The following is a 19708-nucleotide window of genomic DNA, read 5'->3' on the forward strand; positions in this document are numbered from 1 at the left end:
CGGGAGGGCGCTCCCCCACCCGCTGAGCTACCCCTACCGGAAGGCACCGCGCCGATACAGGCGCCAGGCGAGCCCCCAACCGTAGATCAGCGGGTGACGGCGCTCGCGCTCCGAGGCCTCGACCCGCACGCCCGAGTGGCGCTCGAGCTTCCATAGGAGGTAGTCGACCCCACCCTGGAAGGTGAATGCCGACTTCGCAAGGCGCAGCGCCGACAGGGTCTTGCCCTGGACCCGCCGCGCGGACCAGGCCAGCCGGCTCCGCCGCCGGGTCCGCGGCGGTATGCTGGCCTCGTGCAGGGGAATGCTGGCCTCGCCCATCGAGCCCCCCTCTCCGGCGACGCTGCGCACGGGCCAGGCCAGCACGCCCAGGGCGGGCGCGGTGACCTCCCGGTAATACTCCGGGTCGCTCTCGACGATCAGGGCACTGCGCTGGCTCTTCTCGGCCCGCAGCTCCGTGGCGTAGCTGAGGGCGAGTGCCCGTTCCCAGAGGTCCGCCTCCGTGAAGCGCTCGGGCAACGCCGGCAGGGCCCGCCAGAGCAGGGTGACCACCGCCTGCCCCAGGGCCTGCAGGAGCTCTCCCCTCACCCGCTCGTCCGCAGCGTAGAGGATCGCCGTCGGCTGGGCCAACCGGCCCCACAGGTACGACTGGAACCAGCGTGCGGAAGTCCCCCGGAGCAGGTGGCGCATGGAGAACACGGCGTACTTGCACCGCACCCGCCCGGCCGGGACTGGCACTTCGAGGTAGAACACGTTCGGGGGCAGCAGCGCGTTCGCGAGGGCCGTGAGGGGATCGCGGTACGCCGAGCGGTAGCGGTCCACCACCACGTACAGGTCCACGAGCCCGTCCAGGGCGTTGCCCGAGCGCAGGCAGGAGCCGTAGAAGAGGATGCCGCGCAGCGCCGGGCCATACCTGCGCCGAAGCGCCTCGCGCAGGGCACCGAGCTCCGTCCCGGGCACGTGGCGCGAGGCCAGCCGAACGAGCGCGGCGACGAGGCCCGTTCCCGGCGCCGGCGGGCTAGAAGCGGAGGAAAGCGACCCTTCCACCCACCGACACCCGCACCGGTCCCGCCTTCCGCGACGCCTGGTAGACCTCCCCGTCCACGGTCACGGGACCGTCCATCTCCAGGCTGAGACTGTCGAGCTTCCCGCTGTGGTAACCGTGCTCCGGCGTGGCGAACCGCCCTGCACGCCCCCAGAAGAGAGGGAGCAGCGTGCGCGCCGCGTGGCCAGCACGCGCCCTCAGCCGGCTGTGGTAGAAGGCACCCTCGGCGTCTCCCCAGTAGGGGCGAAGCCCTGCGAACAGTCGCTCGAGCGAACTGGCCAGCACCAGGAGATAATCCTGTTCCTGGTCTTCCTCCTCGCCGCCCGCCTGTTCCCTGGCCACGCGTCCCGCGACCGTCATCGGCCGGGGCGAGGCGTACCGCTCGTCACCGCGGGCCATCGCCCAGAGAACCCGCAGGGTGCAGAGGGCCGGGGCAAGGCTGTCCCGCAGACCCCGGCTGTGAACCCTCCGGTGGCAGAACTCGATCCCCCGGACGATGGCGCCGGTCCCGAAGAACATCCCGAACTGGGCTGGGCCCTCGGGGCTCACGTCGACCCGGAGCACGGGCCGCTCGACGAGCGTGCCCTCCAGCTCGCCCGACGGGTCCAGGAGCCGGCGCAGCGACGGCAGCAGGGCCTCCCTCGACCCGACGTCTCCCGCCGTCATGTTGGTCGTACCCCCGCGCAGCAGTACGAGCAGGGGCAGCCGGGGAAACGGCCCCTCGAGCAGGAGCGTGGTGAGCACTGCCGCCACGGTCCCGTCGCCGCCGTTGACCACAAGCAGGTCCGGCGGGTCGGCTCGCATCTCCCTCAGCGCCTCGGAGACGGCCCGCTGGCCCCGGGCCTCCCGGTACACGACGCCCGATCGCGCCGACAGCAGCGCCCGCACCTCTGCCAGGTGTCGACGGTTACGGCCGCTCTCGGGATTGGTGACGCAGGCGAGGCGCAGCGGCCGGCGCAGTCGGATGGGCTGGTCGGCCACGGCCGGGCGGCGGCGTCAGCTCCGGCCCCCGTTCGGGGACCGGGCCCCCCCGCCAGCGAACCAGCGCACCGCCAGGGAGCGGTCGGTCGGGTCCTTTCCGGCGCCTTCGAGCCAGGAGACCAGCGGCCCCACGGAGGCGCGCTCGCGGTAGGCCATCGCCAGACGAGCCAGAAGGAACGCCGCGGACAGCAGGGTCCAGAGGGTCACCGCCTCGAGCCCCAGGTCGGGCCGGCCCGCCAGGGCGCCCAGGGTGAGCAGGATGAGCGAAGGGTTGCGGCGCGCGGTGACGAGGCGCGAGTAGGAGTCGACCTTGCGCCAGCAGAAGATCCCGAAGCGCCCGAGCCACTGCTTGAAGGCCCCCTCCGTCAACCGCCCGAGGATGTAGCCCACGAAGAGCAGCCAGACCGTTACCTTGACGGACGCCGGCAGCAGCAGCGGCTGGTAAGAGGACAGGCCAACGGCCCAGGCGAGATACCAGAAGGGGGGAGAGATCAGGTCCAGGATGTGGTCGAAGAAGTGACCGAACGTGCTGGAGGTCACGGTGACCCGCGCGAGCTTACCGTCCACGGTGTCCAGATAGGTCATCAGCCAGGCGAGCGCCAGCCCCCACCCGAAGTGGCCGTACCCGAACAGGAACAGGACCACAGTCGCGAGGGCCCAGTTGAGCGCCGTGACCTGATTGGGCGTGATGCCCCAGTGGGCGCAGAGGCGCACACCCCACTGGGCAGGCACTGGCCAGACGAAGCGCGTCACCAGGTCCGTGATGCCCTTGTAGGCGGCGCCAAAGAGGAGCCGCTCCAGTTCGGCCCGCGACCCCTCCGTGATGGGGAGCACGAACGGCGGGTCCGCCTTGCGCAGACGCTCCTGGAAGGCAGGCGTCAGATCGTCCGCGGAGACCGTGCGCAGACCCCCCGGAAGGGGCTCCCCGGCGCCCCGGGCCTGCAGGCGCGCCGCCACCTCCCGGGCCAGGGCGCCCGGCACGTGCGCGGCCACGGGGATCGCCTCTTCTCCCACGCCCGCCCGCAGCACGGTGCCGGGGGCGTCGGTCAGCGCCCACAGCGTCCGGGCGTCCATCAGATAGTCGCCCCGCAGCAGGAGAACCGTGTCGCCGGCCGGAACCTGGGCCAGGCTGTCCACGAGGGCGAGGCTGCCCTTTCGGCGCATGAGCCGGCGCACCCGCTCGCGCAGGGACAGGTCCCAGAGGCGGACCGGCGTCTCGTCGAGGATGTGAATGACGGTGGCCATGTCAGCCCGCCCCTTCGACCAGCCGGTCGATCTGCAGGGCCAGGTCCCGGACCGTGCGCACGTCCGGCAGCACGTTCAGCGGCACCGTGATGTCATAGCGGTCCTCGACGTCCATCAGCAGCTCCATGATCTTCAGGGAACTGAGGTCCAGGTCCGCCGTGAGGTCGGTGTTCTCGTCGATGACCTGGCCTTCCGGGGCGAAGGGCCGCAGGATTTCGAAAAGGGCCGAGCAGACTTCCGCGTGCGTGGGCATGGCTCCTTGACCGCCTGTGTCCATACGAATGTGATGTTAGCGGGTTTCGCGCGAACCGCCCCGCGCCAGCGCGCGCGGGCCCTGCGGGCTCACGCCCCACCCTCCGGGGTTCCCGGGGCCAGGGTACGTTGCAGCCCCTCGGAGAACTCGACCTCCGGCCGCCAGCCCGTTGCTGCGCTGAAGGGCGCGTTGTCGCAGACCCAGTCGGGGTGGCCCAGCTCCCGGACCTTGCCGGGCGTCAGCATGGGCACCGCCCCGAAGAGCCGGGCCCGCGCGGCGTTCACGCGGGCCGCCCAGGCGAGCAGCGCGGTCGGCACGCTCAGAAGGCGCACAGGGCGACCCCTGAGACGGGCGGCGATCCCGGCGGCCTCGGGCCACGAGTAGCCTCCGGGACGGCCGTCGTGGAGCTCGAAGGGCCCCTCCGGCGCGGCATCCAGGTGCAGCAGACGCTCGACCGCCGCGACGAGGTCGTCCACGAAGAGCAGCGAAAATCGCCCGCTCCCGTTCCCCGGTGCCAGGGCGAGGCCGCGCATCATCATGCGCAGCAGCGGGCGCATCTCCCGGTCGCCCGGCCCGTACACGGCCGACGGACGAAGCACGACGCGCCGCAGCCCTGCGCCCGCCGAGGCCAGGGCCTCCTCCCCCGCGCGCTTGCTCGCCGCGTACGGGGAGAGCCCCGGCTCCCGCGCGGCCAGCGACGACAGCTGAACGAAGAGCGGTGCGGGATGGGCATTCGCCGCCGCCCGCGCGAGGTGGAACACCCCTTCGACGTTGGCGGTCCGGAAATCGGAATCGTCGAGCCCCCGCACGGCACCGGCGCAGTGGACCACGGCCCGGGCGCCGTCCACCAGGCGGGCGAGGCTCTCGGGCTGGGCCAGGTCGCCAGGCACCCACTCGATACCGGCCCGGCGCAGCCCCTCCGGGCGGGACTCCCCGCGCACGAGGGCCCTGACGAGCCAACCGCGGGCGGCGAGACGGCGCGCCGCCGCACCGCCGATGAAACCGGTCGCGCCGGTGATGGCGACGACCGACGCCTCCGGGGCCACCTCGCTCAAAGCGAAGGGATCAGGCGACGCGCAGGGCGCCCGCCGCCCCTTCACCGGCCTTCGCGTCCCCGGTCCGGGGAGCCGCGGCGGCCTGCTGGCCGCGCGAATCGATGAAGTTCTGGCGGGCCTTGGAGCGCGAGAGCTTGCCCGAGGAAGTCCGTGGCAGCGTCTGGGGCGGCACCAGCTCCACGTGACACTCGATGCCGAACTCCGAGCGCACGAGACCCTCGAGCCGCTTGACCAGGTCCGCCCGGACCGCGGGGTCCGTGTCGCGGTTCTGCACCACCATCATGACCCGCTCTTCGTCGTCGGACCAGGGCACCGAGAACGCCAGGCAATCGCCCGGACGCACCTCCGGCTGCTGGTGGGCCAGGTACTCGAGGTCCTGGGGCCAGACGTTGCGTCCATTGACGATCATCAGGTCCTTGCTGCGACCCGTCAGGAACAGGTTCCCTTCCGCGCGGTAACCGATGTCGCCGGTGTTGAGCCAGCCGTCCGGCGACAGGGTTTCGCTCGTCGACTGGGGGTCCCGGAAATAGCCCGACATCACGCTGGGGCCCCGCAGGAAGATCGTGCCGGTCGTCCGGTCACCGAGGGGCTGCCCGCTCTCGTCCCGGACCTCCACCTCGAAGTCCGGTATGGGCGCACCGCAGTTTACGAACGTGCTGATGCGCGCGGGGGACGCGTCCTCGTCGGAACCGGCTGCGACCGCCTTCCCTTCAACGGCGAGCCGCTCGCTGTCCACGCGGTCCACGGACACCCCGGTGCCCAGGGGCGAGAAACTCACCGCCAGGGCGCACTCGGCCATTCCGTAACACGGCAGGAAGGCGCCCGGATCAAAGCCGCTGGGTGCCACGGCCTCGGCGAAACGCTGGAGCACCTCCGGGTGGATCATCTCCGCGCCGACGCCGGCGACTCGCCACGCGCTCAAGTCGTAGTCCGCTGCCTCGCCCGGACGCAGGCGCCGGGCACAGAGCTCGAAGCCGAAGGGCGGGCTGAAGGAAATCGTGGCCTTCGACCGGGACAGCAGGCTGAGCCACTGGCGGGGACGCATGGCGAAGTCCCGTGTCGCGAGGTAATCGACCGAGACCTGCCCCGCCACGGGAGTCAGCACGAGACCGACCAGGCCCATGTCGTGATAGAACGGGAGCCAGGAGACCGCCCGGTCGCCGGGGCGCAGTTTCACGCCGTGGCGGATGATTCCCGCCAGGTTGCTGAGGACCGTTTCCTCGGTGATGGCGACACCGCGGGGGAACCGCGTGCTCCCGGAGGTGTATTGCAGGTAGGCGAGCTCACCGGGCCCCGATGGGACCAGCTCGTCCGTGCTCTCCGGCAAGGCGTCGAACACCGACGGCTCGCCCACGAGCCGCAGGTCCAGGTCCTGCGCCGCCTCCTTGAGGTATTCGAGGAATCCTGCAGGCGACATGGCCAGCGCCGCGGCCGAGCTCTCGAGCATGCCCCGCAGCAACTGCACGTAGGCGTTGTGGCTGCCGAGGCTGACATGCACCGGCACCGGCACCGGCACCAGGCCCACGTACTGGCACGCGAAGAAGAAACGCAGGAAATCCGGGGAGGTGTCCGCGACCAGGACGAGCCGGGACCCGCGCTCCAACCCGAGGCTCGCCAGCCGGCGTGCCAGCAGGAGCGCCTCCTCGCGCAAGCGCGAATAGGGCAGAACCGCCGTCAGTTCGCCGCGGGCCGAGTAGAAATTGCACCCCGTCTCGCCCAGCGCTGCGTAATCCAGCGCCTCCGCGAGATTCGTGAAGTCGGCAGCCCGAAAGGGCAACCGATTCATGGTCGGCGTGGGTCTCTGATCCGAGGATGCGCCCATTCTCGCTCTCTGTCCTCCGACACCCCTTGGTGCTACCCGCCCGCTTCGAGGCCCGTATCAGCCATGCGCCAAAGAGACCCACTCGGCGCGACCTCTGGCCACCGGTCAGACACTCGGTAAAAGTACCCCTCGCCAGGGGCATCGCCCCGGGCTGTCCTGTTGATGCAACACCTGTATTATTACAGCAACACGAGCGTTTGACAATATGACGTTCAAGCCGGATTCGCCTCGAAATCGACAGATACCTCGTGGATACCCTTTCGCCCGAGGAGGGAATTATAGTCGGTCGGGGCCAGCCGCAACGCCAGGATGAGGTCCATCACGTTGGTGCCGGTCATGCCCGTGTGGATCAGGTCACCGCTCGCCTCCAGGAAGTTTCCGGCATCGGCCCGGTCGAGGCAGTCCTCCGGTGAAAGGCCGGCGAGGGTTCCCCGCGCCACCGTGCCGCCGTCCACCACCGCCCCCGCGTCCTCGCTCGACCCATCGCGCCCGTCGGTTCCTGCGGCGAGCAGCACGACGTCGGGTGACCCCGCGAGGACCATCGCCGCGGCGAGAGCCAGGGTCTGGCAACGCCCCCCCCGCCCGGGCGTGGGGGGCAGGCGCACGGTGGTCTCACTGCTCCAGATCTGCAGCCCGGGAGGGCTCGCGAGGATCCGCTCCGCGATCCGCACACCGGCCTGGCGGGCATCGCCCACCAGTGGCTCTGCGTGCCGCTGCACCGCGTAGCCGAGCCGGCGGCCCCGGTGGGCGGCGACGAACCGGGCGTGGGCCCCTGAGGCGACCACGGCGTGGCGCAAACCCCTGAAGGACTCCTCCGGTGCCGGGGGTAGCGACCCTGCCACCAGGTTCTCCAGCCACTGCGGGAGGACGATCCCGCGACCGTCAAGGTCCGCTGCCCCATGGGGGACGACCAGGCCGGAGCCGATGCTTGCGAGCTCGTCACCGGGGACGTCCGCCATCACCAGATGAAGCGCGGGCCTCCCGCGCAGCCCGGCCGCGAGGCGCCCCCCTTTGATGGCGGACAACGCCTTGCGCACTCGGTTGACCGCGTGGATCGGCAGGCCCGAGGCCAGCAGCCAGCGGGTGGCTTCCCGCAGGGCATCGAGGGATACGCCGGGGGCCGGAAGCTACACCAGGCTCGAGGCACCGCCCGAGGTGAGGAACAGCAGGCTGCCCTCCGGGGGGATCTGGGCCAGTGCCTGCACCACGGCCTTGCCTGCCGCGACACTGCGCTCGTCCGGTACGGGGTGCGGGGCCTCGAGGCACCGCAGGCCGGGAAGCCCGGAGGGATGCTCCGCGCACGCGCCTTCAGGGGCCACCGCGAGCGCACCGGCGACCGCGGGGCCCAGGGCGTCCAGGGCCCCCTCGAGCATGGGGACCGCCGCCTTGCCCACCGCGACCACGTGGACCGGCGGCACCAGGTGCGCCTGGCGAAGGTATTCACGGACCCGGCGCCGGCCATCCACGGCCGCGAGCGCGGCGCGATAGAGCCCCAGCAACTGCCGGCGGGCCGTCTGTAGCGCTGCAGCGGCCATCACGCGGAGTTGTGCAACTCGATGTTGTCGCCCTCGATGCGCCGCCGGGTGTGCTCCTTCGCCTCGTCGTTGCGCGAGCGCTCGAGCCGCTGGAGGTAAGCGACGCTGACGTCGCCCGTCACGTACTCGCCGGTGAAGATCGAGGTGTCGAAACGCTGCAGTCTGGGGTTGTGCCGGTTCACGGCGCGGATCAGGTCCTCGAGGTCCTGGTAGAACAGGCGATCCGCACCGATGAAGGCCGCCACCTCCTCCACCGTACGCCCGTGGGCCACGAGCTCGTGGGCCGCCGGCATGTCGATGCCGTAGACGTTCGGGTAGCGCACGGGCGGGGCGGCGGAGGCGAAATACACCTTGCGCGCGCCCGCCTCCCGGGCCATCTGGATGATCTGCGCCGAGGTCGTCCCGCGGACGATCGAGTCGTCCACCAGCAGAACGTTCTTGCCGCGGAATTCGAGGTCGATGGCGTTCAGCTTCTGGCGCACCGAGCGCTTGCGCTCCTTCTGGCCCGGCATGATGAACGTGCGCCCGATGTAGCGGTTCTTGACGAACCCCTCGCGGAATTTCACCCCGAGCCGGTTCGCCAGAGGCAGCGCCGCCGTCCGGCTGGTGTCCGGCACCGGGATCACCACGTCGATGTCGTGGGCAGGCCACTCACGCAGGATGTGCTCGGCAAGCTTCTCGCCCATGCGCAGGCGCGCCTTGTACACGGAGACGTTGTCGATGATCGAGTCCGGGCGGGCCAGGTAGACGTATTCGAACAGGCAGGGCGCGTACTCAGCGTGCTCGGCACACTGGCGCGTGTGCACCCGGCCCTGGAGGTCCACGCACAGGGCCTCGCCAGGCTCCACGTCGCGAGACCGCTCGAAGCCCAGGGCGTCGAGCGCGACACTCTCCGAGGCCGCCATCACCTCCGGACCACCCGCCGTCGCACGCTCCCCGAACACCAGGGGACGGATCCCGAAGGGGTCGCGGAAGGCCACCAACCCGTAGCCGACGATGAGCGCGACCACGGCGTAACCACCCCGGCAACGGCGGTGTACCCCAGCCACCGCGCGGAAGATGGACTCCTCGGTGGGCCGGCGCTCACCCTGCTTGGAGAGCTCGTGCGCCAGCACGTTCAGGAGGATCTCGGAGTCCGAATCGGTGTTGATGTGCCGCAGGTCCTCCACGAAGAGGTCGCGCTTGAGGTCCGCAGCGTTGGTCAGGTTGCCGTTGTGAGCCAGCGCGATCCCGAAGGGCGAGTTGACGTAGAAGGGCTGAGCCTCGGCGGAGCTGACGCACCCGGCCGTGGGATAGCGCACGTGTCCGATCCCCGTGCGGCCGAGAAGGTTCAGCATGTGGCTCTGCTGGAAGACGTCCCGGGCAAGCCCGCGGTCCTTGCGCAGGTAGAGCCGGTCGTCGTCGCACGTCACGATGCCGGCCGCGTCCTGGCCCCGGTGCTGCAGGACCATCAGGGCGTCGTAGATCGACTGATTGACGGCGTCCCGGCCGACGATTCCGACTATCCCACACATGGCTTCACCTCGTGGCGCCCGGGCGGGGCTCGGTCCGCCGGTTCAGTAGCGGATCTGGGCGGCAATGTCAGGAGGGAGAAAGCCGCGTATCCACAGGGCAATCTGCTGAAACTGAGGCAGTAGCGACGAACCGCCCCACCAGGGGTCCCGCGGCAGCGCGGTGAACCCGGCAAGGAGCACCAGTATAGCGACGATCACCACGCCCCGGGCAACGCCGAACAGCACACCGAGCGTACGGTCCGTGCCCGACAGGCCCGTCTTCTCCACCAGGTGCACGGCGAGGAAGTTGACCAGGGCAGTGAGCAGCAGGGCCGCGAGGAACAGTCCGAGGAACGCCACGGCAAGGCGCAGGGAGGGAACGGTGATGCCGGCGGGAAGCCAGCGGGCCAGCTCGCGGGTGAAGGTCAGAGCGACCCAGAGGGCCAGAACCCAGCCAGCGAGAGACAGGGCCTCACGCACGAACCCGCGCAGCAGGCTCATGAGCGCCGACAGGCCGATGACACCGAGGATGCCGTAATCGACCGCGGTCACGGTCGGGGCGGTCCCCCGGCCGATTCACCGGCAGGAGCCTCGGTGCGGGCGGCGCCCGGATAGGGCACCACCACACCCTTGATCCCGAGGTCCCGCGCCAGCCGCTGCTGGGCCGAGACCGCGTTGGCCTTCTGCAGCTCCGGCCCCAGGTAGACCCGCGTCGTCTTGTCCGGCGCGGTCTCCACGAATGCCACGAAGCCCCGCCCGCGCAGGGCGTCCCGCAGGGCAACGGCATTCGCGGCGTTGGCGAACGACGACAACTGCACCGCCCAGGCCGCGAGACCCACACGGGCCTCTGCGGGCGGCACGGCCTCGGTCGCCTCGGGGCCAGCGCCCTTGCCGGGCGCCGCAACCTCAGGCGCGGCGGCCCTGGCTGCCTTGCCGGGAGGTGCAGCCTCCGGCGCGGCAGGCTTCGCACCTTTGCCGGGCGGAGGGAGGTCCGGGAGGGTGTCCGGTGGCGGGAGCGGCTCGGTGGGCTCCTCGAACGGAGCGCCGGCCTCGGGCGGTGCCGGCGGTGGCGTCAGGGGGGGCGAGACCTCGTCGAGACGCAGGAGGCGCCCGGGAAATGCCTGGGTCGGCGCAGGCGGGATCGGCGAGGCCCCCTTCCCGGCAGGCTCCAGCCGGCTGGGGTCCAGTACCATGGGCGTCACGATCACGAAGAGGCTGACCAGGATCGCCGCCCCGACCAGCCGCTTCTTCATGCGGTCATCCATGTACGAGAGTTTCCGAGCTTGCCCGGGAAGATTCAACGCGCAGGGCCGGTCCGACCGCGAGGAAGGAGCCGAACACGACGATCCGGTCCGGTGGGCGGACATCCTCGAGGACTGTCCGGTAGGCCGTCTCGATGTCCGGGTAAAGCGTAACCCCCCCCACGACGCCAAGACCCTCGAGGATAGCCCGGACCGCTTCGGCCCGCTCACCCCGGGGTCCCGGCAGGTCGGCGACGTGCCAGCGGTCCACCACCGGGGCCGCGGCCCGCAGCGCCGCGTCGAGGTCCTTGTCCCGGAGCATCCCGAACACCGCGTGCGTCACTCCTTCACAAGGGCGTTCCGCGAGGAACGCGGCCAGTTCGCGCACCCCTTGAGGGTTGTGGGCGACGTCGAGGATGCGCTCCACGGGCCCCTGGAGGATCTGCAAGCGCCCTGCGACGCTCGCCGTCCGCAGACCCCGCTCCACCGCGGCCCGGTCCACCGGCAACCGGCGGTCCACCGCCTCGAGGGCCGCGAGGGCCGTCGCGGCGTTCTGCAACTGGAATCGCCCGGGCAGGGAAGGCGGCGGCAGGTCTTCAAGCCGCTGGTGGAGTCCCGACCAGTCCCATCCGCCAGACCCTGCCTCGTAGCCGTACTCCCGGCCCAACCGGCGCAGGTCGACCCCGTGCTGACGGGCGGCCTCGAGCAGGCTTCGGGGCGGATCCCAGTCACCACAGACCGCGGGGCGCCCGGCGCGGAAGATGCCGGCCTTTTCACGTCCGATGGACTCGCGGTCGGAACCGAGCCAGTCCATGTGGTCGAGGTCGACGGTCGTCACCACCGCCACGTCGGGGTCGAAGGCGTTCACCGCGTCGAGCCTGCCTCCCAGGCCGACCTCCAGAACCACGGCGTCGAGTCCCGCCCTGCGAAACAGGTCCATCGCCCCCAGGGTGCCAAACTCGAAGTAGGTGAGCGAGGTCTCGCCCCGGGCGTGGTCCACCCGCGCGAAGGCCTCGCAGAGCGCGTCGTCGCCGACGGGCTGCCGGCGCAGGCGCACGCGCTCGTTGTACCGCAGCAGATGGGGGGAGGTGTAGGCACCGGTGCGGTAACCCGCCTCCTCCAGGATGGCCTCCAGGAACGCGACCGTGGAGCCCTTGCCGTTCGTGCCCCCGACGGTGAGGACGCTGCAACCGCACGCCGGCCACCCCATCCGTCCCGCCACCGCGTGCACCCGCTCGAGCCCGAGCGCGATGCTCTGGGGATGCAGGGTCTCCTGCCAGCGGAGCCAGTCGTCCAGGGTGCGAAAGCGCACGAGCGAGCCCCCCTTGCCCGCGGCAGGCACCTCGCCCCCCTGCCCTCTTCCCATCCTCAAGCTGCCGGCGCGGCAGCCTCTCCGGCGGGCGGCGGCGGGGATTCGCCCGCGGGGCCATTGGCGGCGGGCGGCAGCACCGGCGACGGGCGGCCGGTGAGGATCGCGATCAGCGAGGCGAGCGTCGCGCGCATCTTCCGGCGGTCCACGATCAGGTCGATGGCCCCGTGGTCCACCAGGAACTCGCTGCGCTGGAAGCCCTCGGGCAGGGTCTCGCGGACCGTCTGCTCGATCACTCGCGGCCCGGCGAAACCGATGAGGGCCTGCGGCTCGGCCACATTGATGTCGCCCAGCATCGCCAGGCTCGCGGAGACGCCGCCCATGGTGGGGTCGGTCAGCACGGAGATGAAAGGGATCCCGCGCTTGCTGAGCCGCGCCAGGGCGGCGCTGGTCTTCGCCATCTGCAGCAGCGAGTAGAGCGCCTCCTGCATGCGGGCACCGCCGCTGGCCGAGAAACAGACGAGGGGGGCGCCACTCTCCAGGCTTGCGTCCACACCCCGCACGAACCGCTCCCCGACCACCGAGCCCATCGACCCGCCCATGAACCGGAACTCGAAGGCCGCCGCCACGACCGGCATCCCCGCGAGCTGACCCTTGAGCACGACCAGCGCGTCCTTCTCGGACGTCGCCTTCTGGGCCTGGACGATGCGGTCCTTGTAGCGCTTGCTGTCCCGAAACTTCAGGACGTCCACCGGCGCCAACTCCTCCCCCAACTCCTCCCTCGGCTCGGCGTCGAGAAAGGCCTCGAGGCGGCGCCGGGCGTCGATGCGCATGTGGTAGCCGCACTTGGGGCAGACCTCGAGGTTGCGCTCGAGCTCGTTGCGGTACAGCACCGCGTTGCAGCCCGAGCACTTGGTCCACAGACCCTCGGGCACGGTGTGCTTGCTTCCGCCTTCGGTGCGGATCCGGGAGGGCAGCAACTTTTCGAACCAGCTCATAGTTTGTCCATCGCCCGTCGCATCTCCGCGAGCAAACTACCCAGCTCTTCCGGGACCCGTCGGGGCTCGCGAGCGAGCTGCTCCACGCGTCCCACCAGGGCACTGCCGACCACCACGGCGTCGGCGACCCGGGCCACCGCCGCGGCCGAGTCCGCGTCGCGCACCCCGAAGCCCACCGCGACGGGCAGAGTGGTGCAGGCCCGGATCCGGTCCAGCTGGCGCCCCACGTCCGCCACGTCCAACCGCGCGGCGCCCGTGACTCCCTTCAGGGACACGTAATAGACGAATCCCCGCGCACGCCCGCAGATGAGCGCGACCCGCTCGGGCGGGCTCGTGGGCGCCAGGAGAAAGATCGGGTCGACCTCGTGGCGCTCGAGACAGGACACCAGCTCGTCGGCCTCCTCCGGGGGCAGGTCGACGGTGAGCACCCCGTCCACGCCGGCCTCCTGCGCCGCGCTGGAGAAGGACTCGTAGCCCATGGCCTCGATGGGGTTCAGGTAGCCCATCAGCACGACGGGTGTCTCGGGGTCATCCCGCCGGAAGTCCCGCACCATTTCCAGGACCTTCCGCAGCGTCACGCCGTTCGCCAGCGCCCGCTCGCTCGCCCGCTGGATGACCGGGCCGTCGGCCATCGGGTCGGAGAAGGGAACGCCGAGCTCGAGCACGTCGGCGCCCGCCGCGACCAGGGCGTGGAGCAACGGGACCGTCACCCCGACCTGCGGGTCGCCCGCGGTGACGAAGGGGACGAGCGCCTTGCGGCGCCGCGCCGCGAGCTCCCCGAAGCGCCTGCCAATCCGGCTCATACGCGGATCCCCTCGCGCACCGCCACGGTGTGGATGTCCTTGTCCCCACGCCCCGAGAGGTTCACGACGACGACGCGGTCGCGGCCGAGGGTCGGCGCGAGGCGCGCGGCGTAGGCCAGGGCGTGGGCCGACTCGAGTGCAGGGATGATGCCTTCGGTGCGCGTGAGGTCGTGGAACGCGGCGAGGGCCTCCTCGTCCGTCACGCTGACATAGGTCGCCCGCCCGATGTCCTTCAGCCATGCGTGCTCCGGCCCCACGCCGGGATAGTCGAGGCCGGCCGAGATCGAGTGCGTCTCGATGATCTGGCCGGCGGCGTCCTCCATGAGATAGGTCCGGTTGCCGTGCAGGACACCCGGACGACCGGCCGACAGGGGCGCCGCGTGGCGCCCCGTCGCGAGTCCGTCACCACCGGCCTCGACCCCGTAGAGGGCCACCCCCGCGTCGTCCAGGAACGGGTGGAAGAGCCCGATCGCGTTGGAGCCCCCGCCGACGCAGGCCACCAGCGCGTCGGGCAGTCGCCCTGTGCGCTCGAGACACTGCTGGCGAGCCTCCCGCCCGATGACCGCCTGGAAATCCCGCACCATCGCCGGGTAGGGATGCGGACCCGCCACGGTGCCGATGATGTAGAAGGTGTCGTCCACGTTGGTGACCCAGTCCCGCATCGCCTCGTTCAGGGCGTCCTTCAGGGTGCGCGAGCCCGACGTGACGGGGACGACCTCCGCACCGAGCAGCTTCATGCGATAGACGTTGACCGTCTGGCGCTGGATGTCCTCCGCCCCCATATACACGACGCACGGCATGCCGTAGCGCGCCGCGACCGTGGCGGTCGCCACGCCGTGCTGCCCCGCGCCCGTCTCGGCGATGACCCGGCGTTTGCCCATCCGCCGCGCGAGCATGGCCTGCCCGACGGTGTTGTTCACTTTGTGCGCGCCGGTGTGGTTCAGGTCCTCGCGCTTCAGGTAGATCCGGGCCCCGCCCAGGCGGTCGGACCAGCGGGAGGCCAGATAGAGCGGTGAAGGCCGGCCCACGAAGTCCCGCAGGTCCGCGTCCAGTTCAGCCAGGAAATCCGGGTTCTCACGGTAACGCTCCCACGCGAGCCGCAACTCCTCGAGGGGCTGCATCAGGGTCTCGGCCACGAAGCGCCCACCGTACGGGCCGAAGTGGCCCCGAGCGTCGGGAAAGGCCCCGATCAGGCTGCCCACGGTCCTGTCATTCACCGACTGATGCACCGAGCACCTCACGCATGAACGCCTCGACCCGAGCCGGGTCCTTGACACCCTTCGAGGCCTCGACCCCACCGCTCACGTCGACCCCGTAGGGCCGCACCGTGCGCACGGCTCGGGCGACGTTCCCGGGGTCCAGGCCGCCGGCCAGCACCACGGGCAGGTCCAGATCCCCCGGCACGCGTGACCAGTCGAAGGTCGTGCCCGTTCCACCCCGGACACCCTCCCGGAAGCCGTCGAGCAGCAGCGCCCGGGCCGAGCGGTAACGCCGGGCCACCCCGCGCGGGTCGACACCCTCCCCCATGGACAGGGCCTTCATGTAGGGCCTGCCATAGGCCTCGCACGCCTCGGGGGGCTCGTCCCCGTGGAACTGCAGGAGGTCCACCGGCACCGCCCCCAGCACGCGCCGGACCCACTCCGGCTCAGGGTCCACGAAGAGCGCCACGACGCTCACGAAGGGCGGCAGGGCGGCCACCACCCCTCGGGCCTGTTCCACCTCCGCCGACCTCGGGCTGGGGGGGTAGAAAACCAGGCCGATGGCGTCGGCACCGCAGGCACCCGCCCAGGCCCCGTCCTCGGGACGGGTGATTCCGCAGACCTTGACCCGGGTACGTACCGGTCTTCCCGCCGCCACCCTCGCCCCGCGCCTCCCCTGCCCCCGGTCCTTGCGTGGCCTGCGCCGCGCCGCCAGGAGGGAAAGGTATCAGAGCCAGGGCAGGGGCGGAACCGCCGGCACTCCGAAGTGCCCGGGATACTCGACACGCGCCAGGTAGAGGCCCTGGGGCTCCGCAGTCACCCCGCCGAGGCGCCTGTCGCGTCCCTCGAGCACCTGGCGGGCCCAATCGGGCGGACTCTTGCCGAGGCCGATCGAGATCAGGACGCCCGCAATGTTCCGCACCATGTGGTGGAGGAAGGCGTTGGCCACCACGTCGATGCTGATCAGCCGGTCACGGCGGGACACCTCGAGGCGCTCGATCCGGCGCACCGGGCTACGGGCCTGGCAGGCCGAGGCGCGAAAGGCGGAGAAGTCGTGCTCGCCCAGCAGGAGGTCGCCACCCGCCTGCATGCGCTCCTCGTCGAGCGGCCGGCACTCCCAGCACACCCGGTCACGCAGCAGCGCGGGCCGCAGGGGATGGCAATAGATGAGGTAGCGGTAGTGCCGGCGGACCGCCGAGCGGCGGGCGTCGAAGTCCCCCGCCACAGGCCTCGCCCACGTGAAGCCCACGTCCGGGGGCAGATTGGCGTTACCCCCCAGGAGCCACGCCCTCTCGGCCCGTCGCACGGGAACCTCGCAGTGGACCACCTGCCCCCAGGCGTGGACCCCTGCGTCCGTGCGCCCTGCGCAGACCACACGCACGGGCCCATCCGCGACCTGCGACAAAGCGGTCTCGACGCTCTCCTGCACCGTGCGCCGGCCGGGCTGGGCCTCCCAGCCCGCGAACTGGCTCCCGTCGTACTCGACGCCGAGCGCTAGACGCAAGGCGTCCCCAGGACGCGTCAGGAGGCGAGGCGGGCGAGCAACTCTCGGGCCTCCCCCTGCTGGGTGTCGTTGCCCTCACTCAGGACCTCGCCCAGGATGCCCCGCGCGCCCTCGGTGTCGCCCATGTCGATGTAGGCCCGCGCCAGATCGAGCTTGGTGCCCACCTCGTCCAGGGACCCGAGCGCCTCCCCGTCGAGGAAGAAGCTCGCCTCGTCCGGCTCACCCCCCGAAACGTCGAGGTCGAGCTCGAAATCGACCTCCGGGGCCCCCTGCCCAGCACCCGGGGCCGCCTGGCGGCCTGCGCCAACGGCGGTACCCGAATCCCGCGGGGTCAGGCTCTGCAAGACCTCGTCCGGCACGCCTACCGACGACCGCACCGGGGCAGCGGGCAGATCGAGCGGTTCCAGGGCGAGGTCCAGGCTCGGCGGCTCGGCCGGCCCGGAGACCGCCGGCGGTGCGGCCCGCACCCCGGCCGCCAGCGGCGTGCCACGGGCGCTCACGGACAACGGCTCCAGGCGCAGGTCGACCGACGGCTCGGCCGCCACCGGGACGGCAGGCGACGGCTCGGCGAGTCTCTGCGTCGGCGCGAGCGTCGGGGAAGGCGCCTCCAACTCGAAATCGAGGAGGCTGCTCTCGGGCTCCGCATCCGCGGCCTCGGATCCCTCGCTCAGGTCCAGGTCCAAAGCCTCCGTCGCCTCCGCCAGCGCCGCGGCGATCGCGCTGTCGTCCGCCTCGAAGGCTGGCCGACCGACACCGGATTGCGCCGCGACCTTTTCCGTCGCCTCGTCGGGGAGGCCGAGGTCGAGGTCGAAGTCGATGGACTCGGAGGAAGGCTCTTCGGCGCCCATCAGACCCAGGTCGAAGTCCACGGCCCCGCCGCCCAGGTCCAGACCCTCCGCGACAGGCTCGCCCGCAGCGGCTTCGCTCTCCAGCCCCAGGTCGAGGGCCGACTGCATGTCTTCCGCAGACAGCTTCAGCGTGCGCTCGAAGTCAGGTCCACCCACTGCGGGGGCCATGGCGGGGGCCATCGCCGGCGCCACCGCGGCGGCAGCCGCGGCCACCGCCGCCGGCGCGAACAGGGCACGCCCCGGAGAGAGGTCGGCCCACCACTTGCGCGCGCGGCCCAGCAGCGGGCTGTCCTCACCGAAGGCGTCACGCAGCGCAGCGGCGTCGCGCTCGAACGCGGCGGGGTTCTTCGCTGCGTGTTGAACCTCGAGCAACTTCAGGCGGTACTCGGGACGTTCCGGGTGCGCCGCAATCGCCTCGCGGACCAACTCCTCGGCCTGGGAGAACCGCTCGTAGGCCAGGTAGACGTTGACCTCCGCCATCGGGTCCTCAGCCCTGGAGTCCTCCGCTTGCACCTCGGCGGTGGGCGACTCGATCACCGGCTCCTCGACCGGTTCCACGAAGGTCGGTTGGGCGACTGTCGCGACCGAGGGAGCGGCGGCGCGAGGCACCGCGCTCACGACCGCCGTCGACGGCTCGTCCGGGCGGGTTGCGGCGGCGGGACCGGGCGATTCCTCCGCGGGCCTGCGGCGACGCACCGAGAACAGGCCACCGACCAACGCCAGCAGGCCTGCGAGACCGCCCCAGAACACGCTGGGGTTCTCACTGACCGATTTCACAACGGACTGGGCCTTCTGGGAGGCCACCTCGCTCAGCGTGGGAGCCGGGGCCGAGGCCGGCGCAGCGTCCAAAGGAGCGGCTGGGGGAGCGGCCGGTTTCGAGACGGCCGGTTCAGGAGCAGTGGGCGCGGAAGCGGCCGGTGCCGGAGCGGCTGCGGTGGTCATCGGTTCCGCCGGAGCAGAGGGCGCAGGTGCGGTCGGGGTCGCGGGGACGGGCTTCGGCTCGGGCTCCGCGGCATTCACCCCGGCTTCCGGGGCCGTGGTCAAGCCGGCCTCCCCTGCGGGAGTCCCGGCAGGCAGGGGCTCGACCGCCGGCACAGGCGCCGGCTCCGTCACCACAGGCTCCTCCGCTCTGGCCTGGGCGACCAGGGCCTGCTGCTGCAACGCGGAGAGCGTCTCGTCCTTCAGCTTGATGAGCCGCTGAAGGTCCTGAATGAGGGCCTCCGCCTCGGCGAGCCGGGACTGCAGCTCCGCAATCTCCCGGCGGCGTCCGTCCAGATCCTCCTGAAGCACTGTCAACTCCCTCTTGAGTGCGGTGGTTCCACCACCCCGGCGGGTTCCCGATCCCTCCTCGGTACCAGCGGCGACGAGCTCGAGCCGCGACTGGGGCGCAACCGCCACAGGTGCCGGTGCCGGCTCCGCCGCGGGCTTGCGCGCCGGCCCTGCCACTGCCGCGGCCGTGGGGGCCGGGCGAGCGGTCCGCGCCGCACCCTGGCGGTAGTCCTCCCACGCCGTCTGCTGGCGCCGGAGGTCCGCAAGCGCCTGGGCGTGGGTCACGGCGTCCAGGGACTCCCGGTCCGGGACCCTGAGGACGTAGCCGCTCTTCAACGCGTTCACGTTGCCCATGGCGAAGGCCTCGGGATTCGCCTGCAGCAACGCCACCATCATCTGTTGAGTACTGACGGACGCATCCGGCCGGACCCGGTTCGCGATGCTCCAGAGCGTGTCGCCCGAGCGGACCGGACCATAGCTCTCCGCGCCGCCGACCTTCGGCTCCGGTGCCGGCGCTGCAGCCTTCGCGCCCTCGGAGGCAGCCTTGGGCTCGGCCGCGACGGCCGCCGGCGGCGGCTGAACCTCCACCGGCTTCACGGGCTCGGGGCGGGCAGGCCCTTCCGCAACCGGCATCTCCAACGGCGGCGGCAGGGGCTCGGGCTTCGCCCGAACCACGGGGCCCTGGACCCGGGCGGTGGCAGCGGCACCGTACACGGGCGGGTCGAGCAGGGCGGTGTACTCCCTCACCAACCGGCCCTGGGGCCAGTTCATCTCGAGCAAGAAATTCAGGAACGGTTCCTTGACCGGCTGGCGGGTCGAGACCTTCAGAACGGCCTTGCCCCCGGGGCGCTCCTCCACCTTGAAGCGCAGCCTGGAGAGGACGTAGGGACGGTCCACGCCGGCCCGCAGGAACTCCTCCGGCGAGGCGAGCTTGGCCCTGAGGTCGGCGAGGTCGTCGCCCCGGACCGAGAGCAGATCGATCTCCGCTTCGAACGGCTCGTTCAGCGAAGAACGGACCTTCAGGTCGCCGAGGGCCAGCGCGGATGCCCCCTGGGGGTACCCGAGGGCCAGCGCAACCAGGATCGGGATGATTTTTCTCGTCATCTCCAAG

General features: G+C 71.4%; 16 protein-coding genes and 1 pseudogene. All 17 read right to left on the reverse strand.

The window, feature by feature from the left end:
• Positions 1–33 precede the first annotated feature (33 nt).
• Positions 34–1044 carry a hypothetical protein gene (locus KA217_05535; protein MBP7711914.1) on the reverse strand — a complete coding sequence of 337 codons (1011 nt, stop codon included), beginning with the start codon at positions 1042–1044 and terminating at the stop codon, positions 34–36.
• On the reverse strand, positions 1016–2023 hold the full coding sequence (locus KA217_05540; GenBank protein ID MBP7711915.1) for a hypothetical protein: 1008 nt from the start codon (positions 2021–2023) through the stop codon (positions 1016–1018). The genes KA217_05535 and KA217_05540 overlap by 29 nt, the downstream gene beginning before the upstream one ends.
• Positions 2024–2038: 15 nt before the next feature.
• Positions 2039–3268, reverse strand: a complete 1230-nt coding sequence (locus KA217_05545; protein MBP7711916.1) for a CDP-alcohol phosphatidyltransferase family protein — start codon at positions 3266–3268, stop codon at positions 2039–2041.
• A 1-nt stretch (position 3269) separates the two neighbouring features.
• Positions 3270–3521 carry an acyl carrier protein gene (locus tag KA217_05550; GenBank protein MBP7711917.1) on the reverse strand — a complete coding sequence of 84 codons (252 nt, stop codon included), beginning with the start codon at positions 3519–3521 and terminating at the stop codon, positions 3270–3272.
• Positions 3522–3610: 89 nt separating this feature from the next.
• On the reverse strand, positions 3611–4567 hold the full coding sequence (locus KA217_05555) for an SDR family NAD(P)-dependent oxidoreductase (GenBank protein MBP7711918.1): 957 nt from the start codon (positions 4565–4567) through the stop codon (positions 3611–3613).
• A gap of 19 nt (positions 4568–4586) precedes the next feature.
• The gene (locus tag KA217_05560; protein MBP7711919.1) at positions 4587–6398 is read right to left on the reverse strand and encodes a fatty acyl-AMP ligase; all 1812 of its coding nucleotides are present in this window, start codon (positions 6396–6398) and stop codon (positions 4587–4589) included.
• Between the two features lie 212 nt (positions 6399–6610).
• Positions 6611–7933 (reverse strand): annotated as a pseudogene (locus KA217_05565) (DUF4147 domain-containing protein).
• On the reverse strand, positions 7933–9447 hold the full coding sequence (gene purF / locus KA217_05570) for an amidophosphoribosyltransferase (protein ID MBP7711920.1): 1515 nt from the start codon (positions 9445–9447) through the stop codon (positions 7933–7935). Before purF ends, KA217_05565 begins: the two are co-directional and overlap by 1 nt.
• A 42-nt stretch (positions 9448–9489) precedes the next feature.
• Positions 9490–9978, reverse strand: coding sequence for a CvpA family protein (locus KA217_05575; protein ID MBP7711921.1), 489 nt, complete (start codon positions 9976–9978; stop codon positions 9490–9492).
• Entirely contained in the window at positions 9975–10679 is a 705-nt protein-coding gene (locus KA217_05580) for an SPOR domain-containing protein (GenBank protein MBP7711922.1), read from the reverse strand. The genes KA217_05575 and KA217_05580 overlap by 4 nt, the downstream gene beginning before the upstream one ends.
• A 4-nt stretch (positions 10680–10683) precedes the next feature.
• Positions 10684–12033, reverse strand: coding sequence for a bifunctional tetrahydrofolate synthase/dihydrofolate synthase (gene folC, locus KA217_05585; protein ID MBP7711923.1), 1350 nt, complete (start codon positions 12031–12033; stop codon positions 10684–10686).
• Positions 12034–12035: 2 nt separating this feature from the next.
• Positions 12036–12974: an acetyl-CoA carboxylase carboxyltransferase subunit beta gene (locus tag KA217_05590; GenBank protein MBP7711924.1), complete on the reverse strand. Its 939-nt coding sequence runs from the start codon at positions 12972–12974 to the stop codon at positions 12036–12038.
• Entirely contained in the window at positions 12971–13777 is an 807-nt protein-coding gene (gene trpA / locus KA217_05595; GenBank protein ID MBP7711925.1) for a tryptophan synthase subunit alpha, read from the reverse strand. The genes KA217_05590 and trpA overlap by 4 nt, the downstream gene beginning before the upstream one ends.
• A complete protein-coding gene (trpB, locus tag KA217_05600; protein ID MBP7711926.1) occupies positions 13774–14994 on the reverse strand; it encodes a tryptophan synthase subunit beta in 1221 nt (406 codons plus the stop codon). Before trpB ends, trpA begins: the two co-directional genes overlap by 4 nt.
• Positions 14987–15634 (reverse strand): phosphoribosylanthranilate isomerase, encoded by a 648-nt coding sequence (locus KA217_05605; GenBank protein ID MBP7711927.1) that lies wholly within the window; start codon positions 15632–15634, stop codon positions 14987–14989. Before KA217_05605 ends, trpB begins: the two co-directional genes overlap by 8 nt.
• A gap of 69 nt (positions 15635–15703) precedes the next feature.
• Positions 15704–16480: a tRNA pseudouridine(38-40) synthase TruA gene (truA, locus tag KA217_05610; protein ID MBP7711928.1), complete on the reverse strand. Its 777-nt coding sequence runs from the start codon at positions 16478–16480 to the stop codon at positions 15704–15706.
• Positions 16481–16497: 17 nt separating this feature from the next.
• Positions 16498–19701 (reverse strand): hypothetical protein, encoded by a 3204-nt coding sequence (locus KA217_05615; protein ID MBP7711929.1) that lies wholly within the window; start codon positions 19699–19701, stop codon positions 16498–16500.
• Positions 19702–19708: the final 7 nt, after the last annotated feature.

It is taken from the genome of Gammaproteobacteria bacterium (genome assembly GCA_017999615.1).
GTDB lineage: Bacteria > Pseudomonadota > Gammaproteobacteria > JAABTG01 > JAABTG01 > JAGNLM01.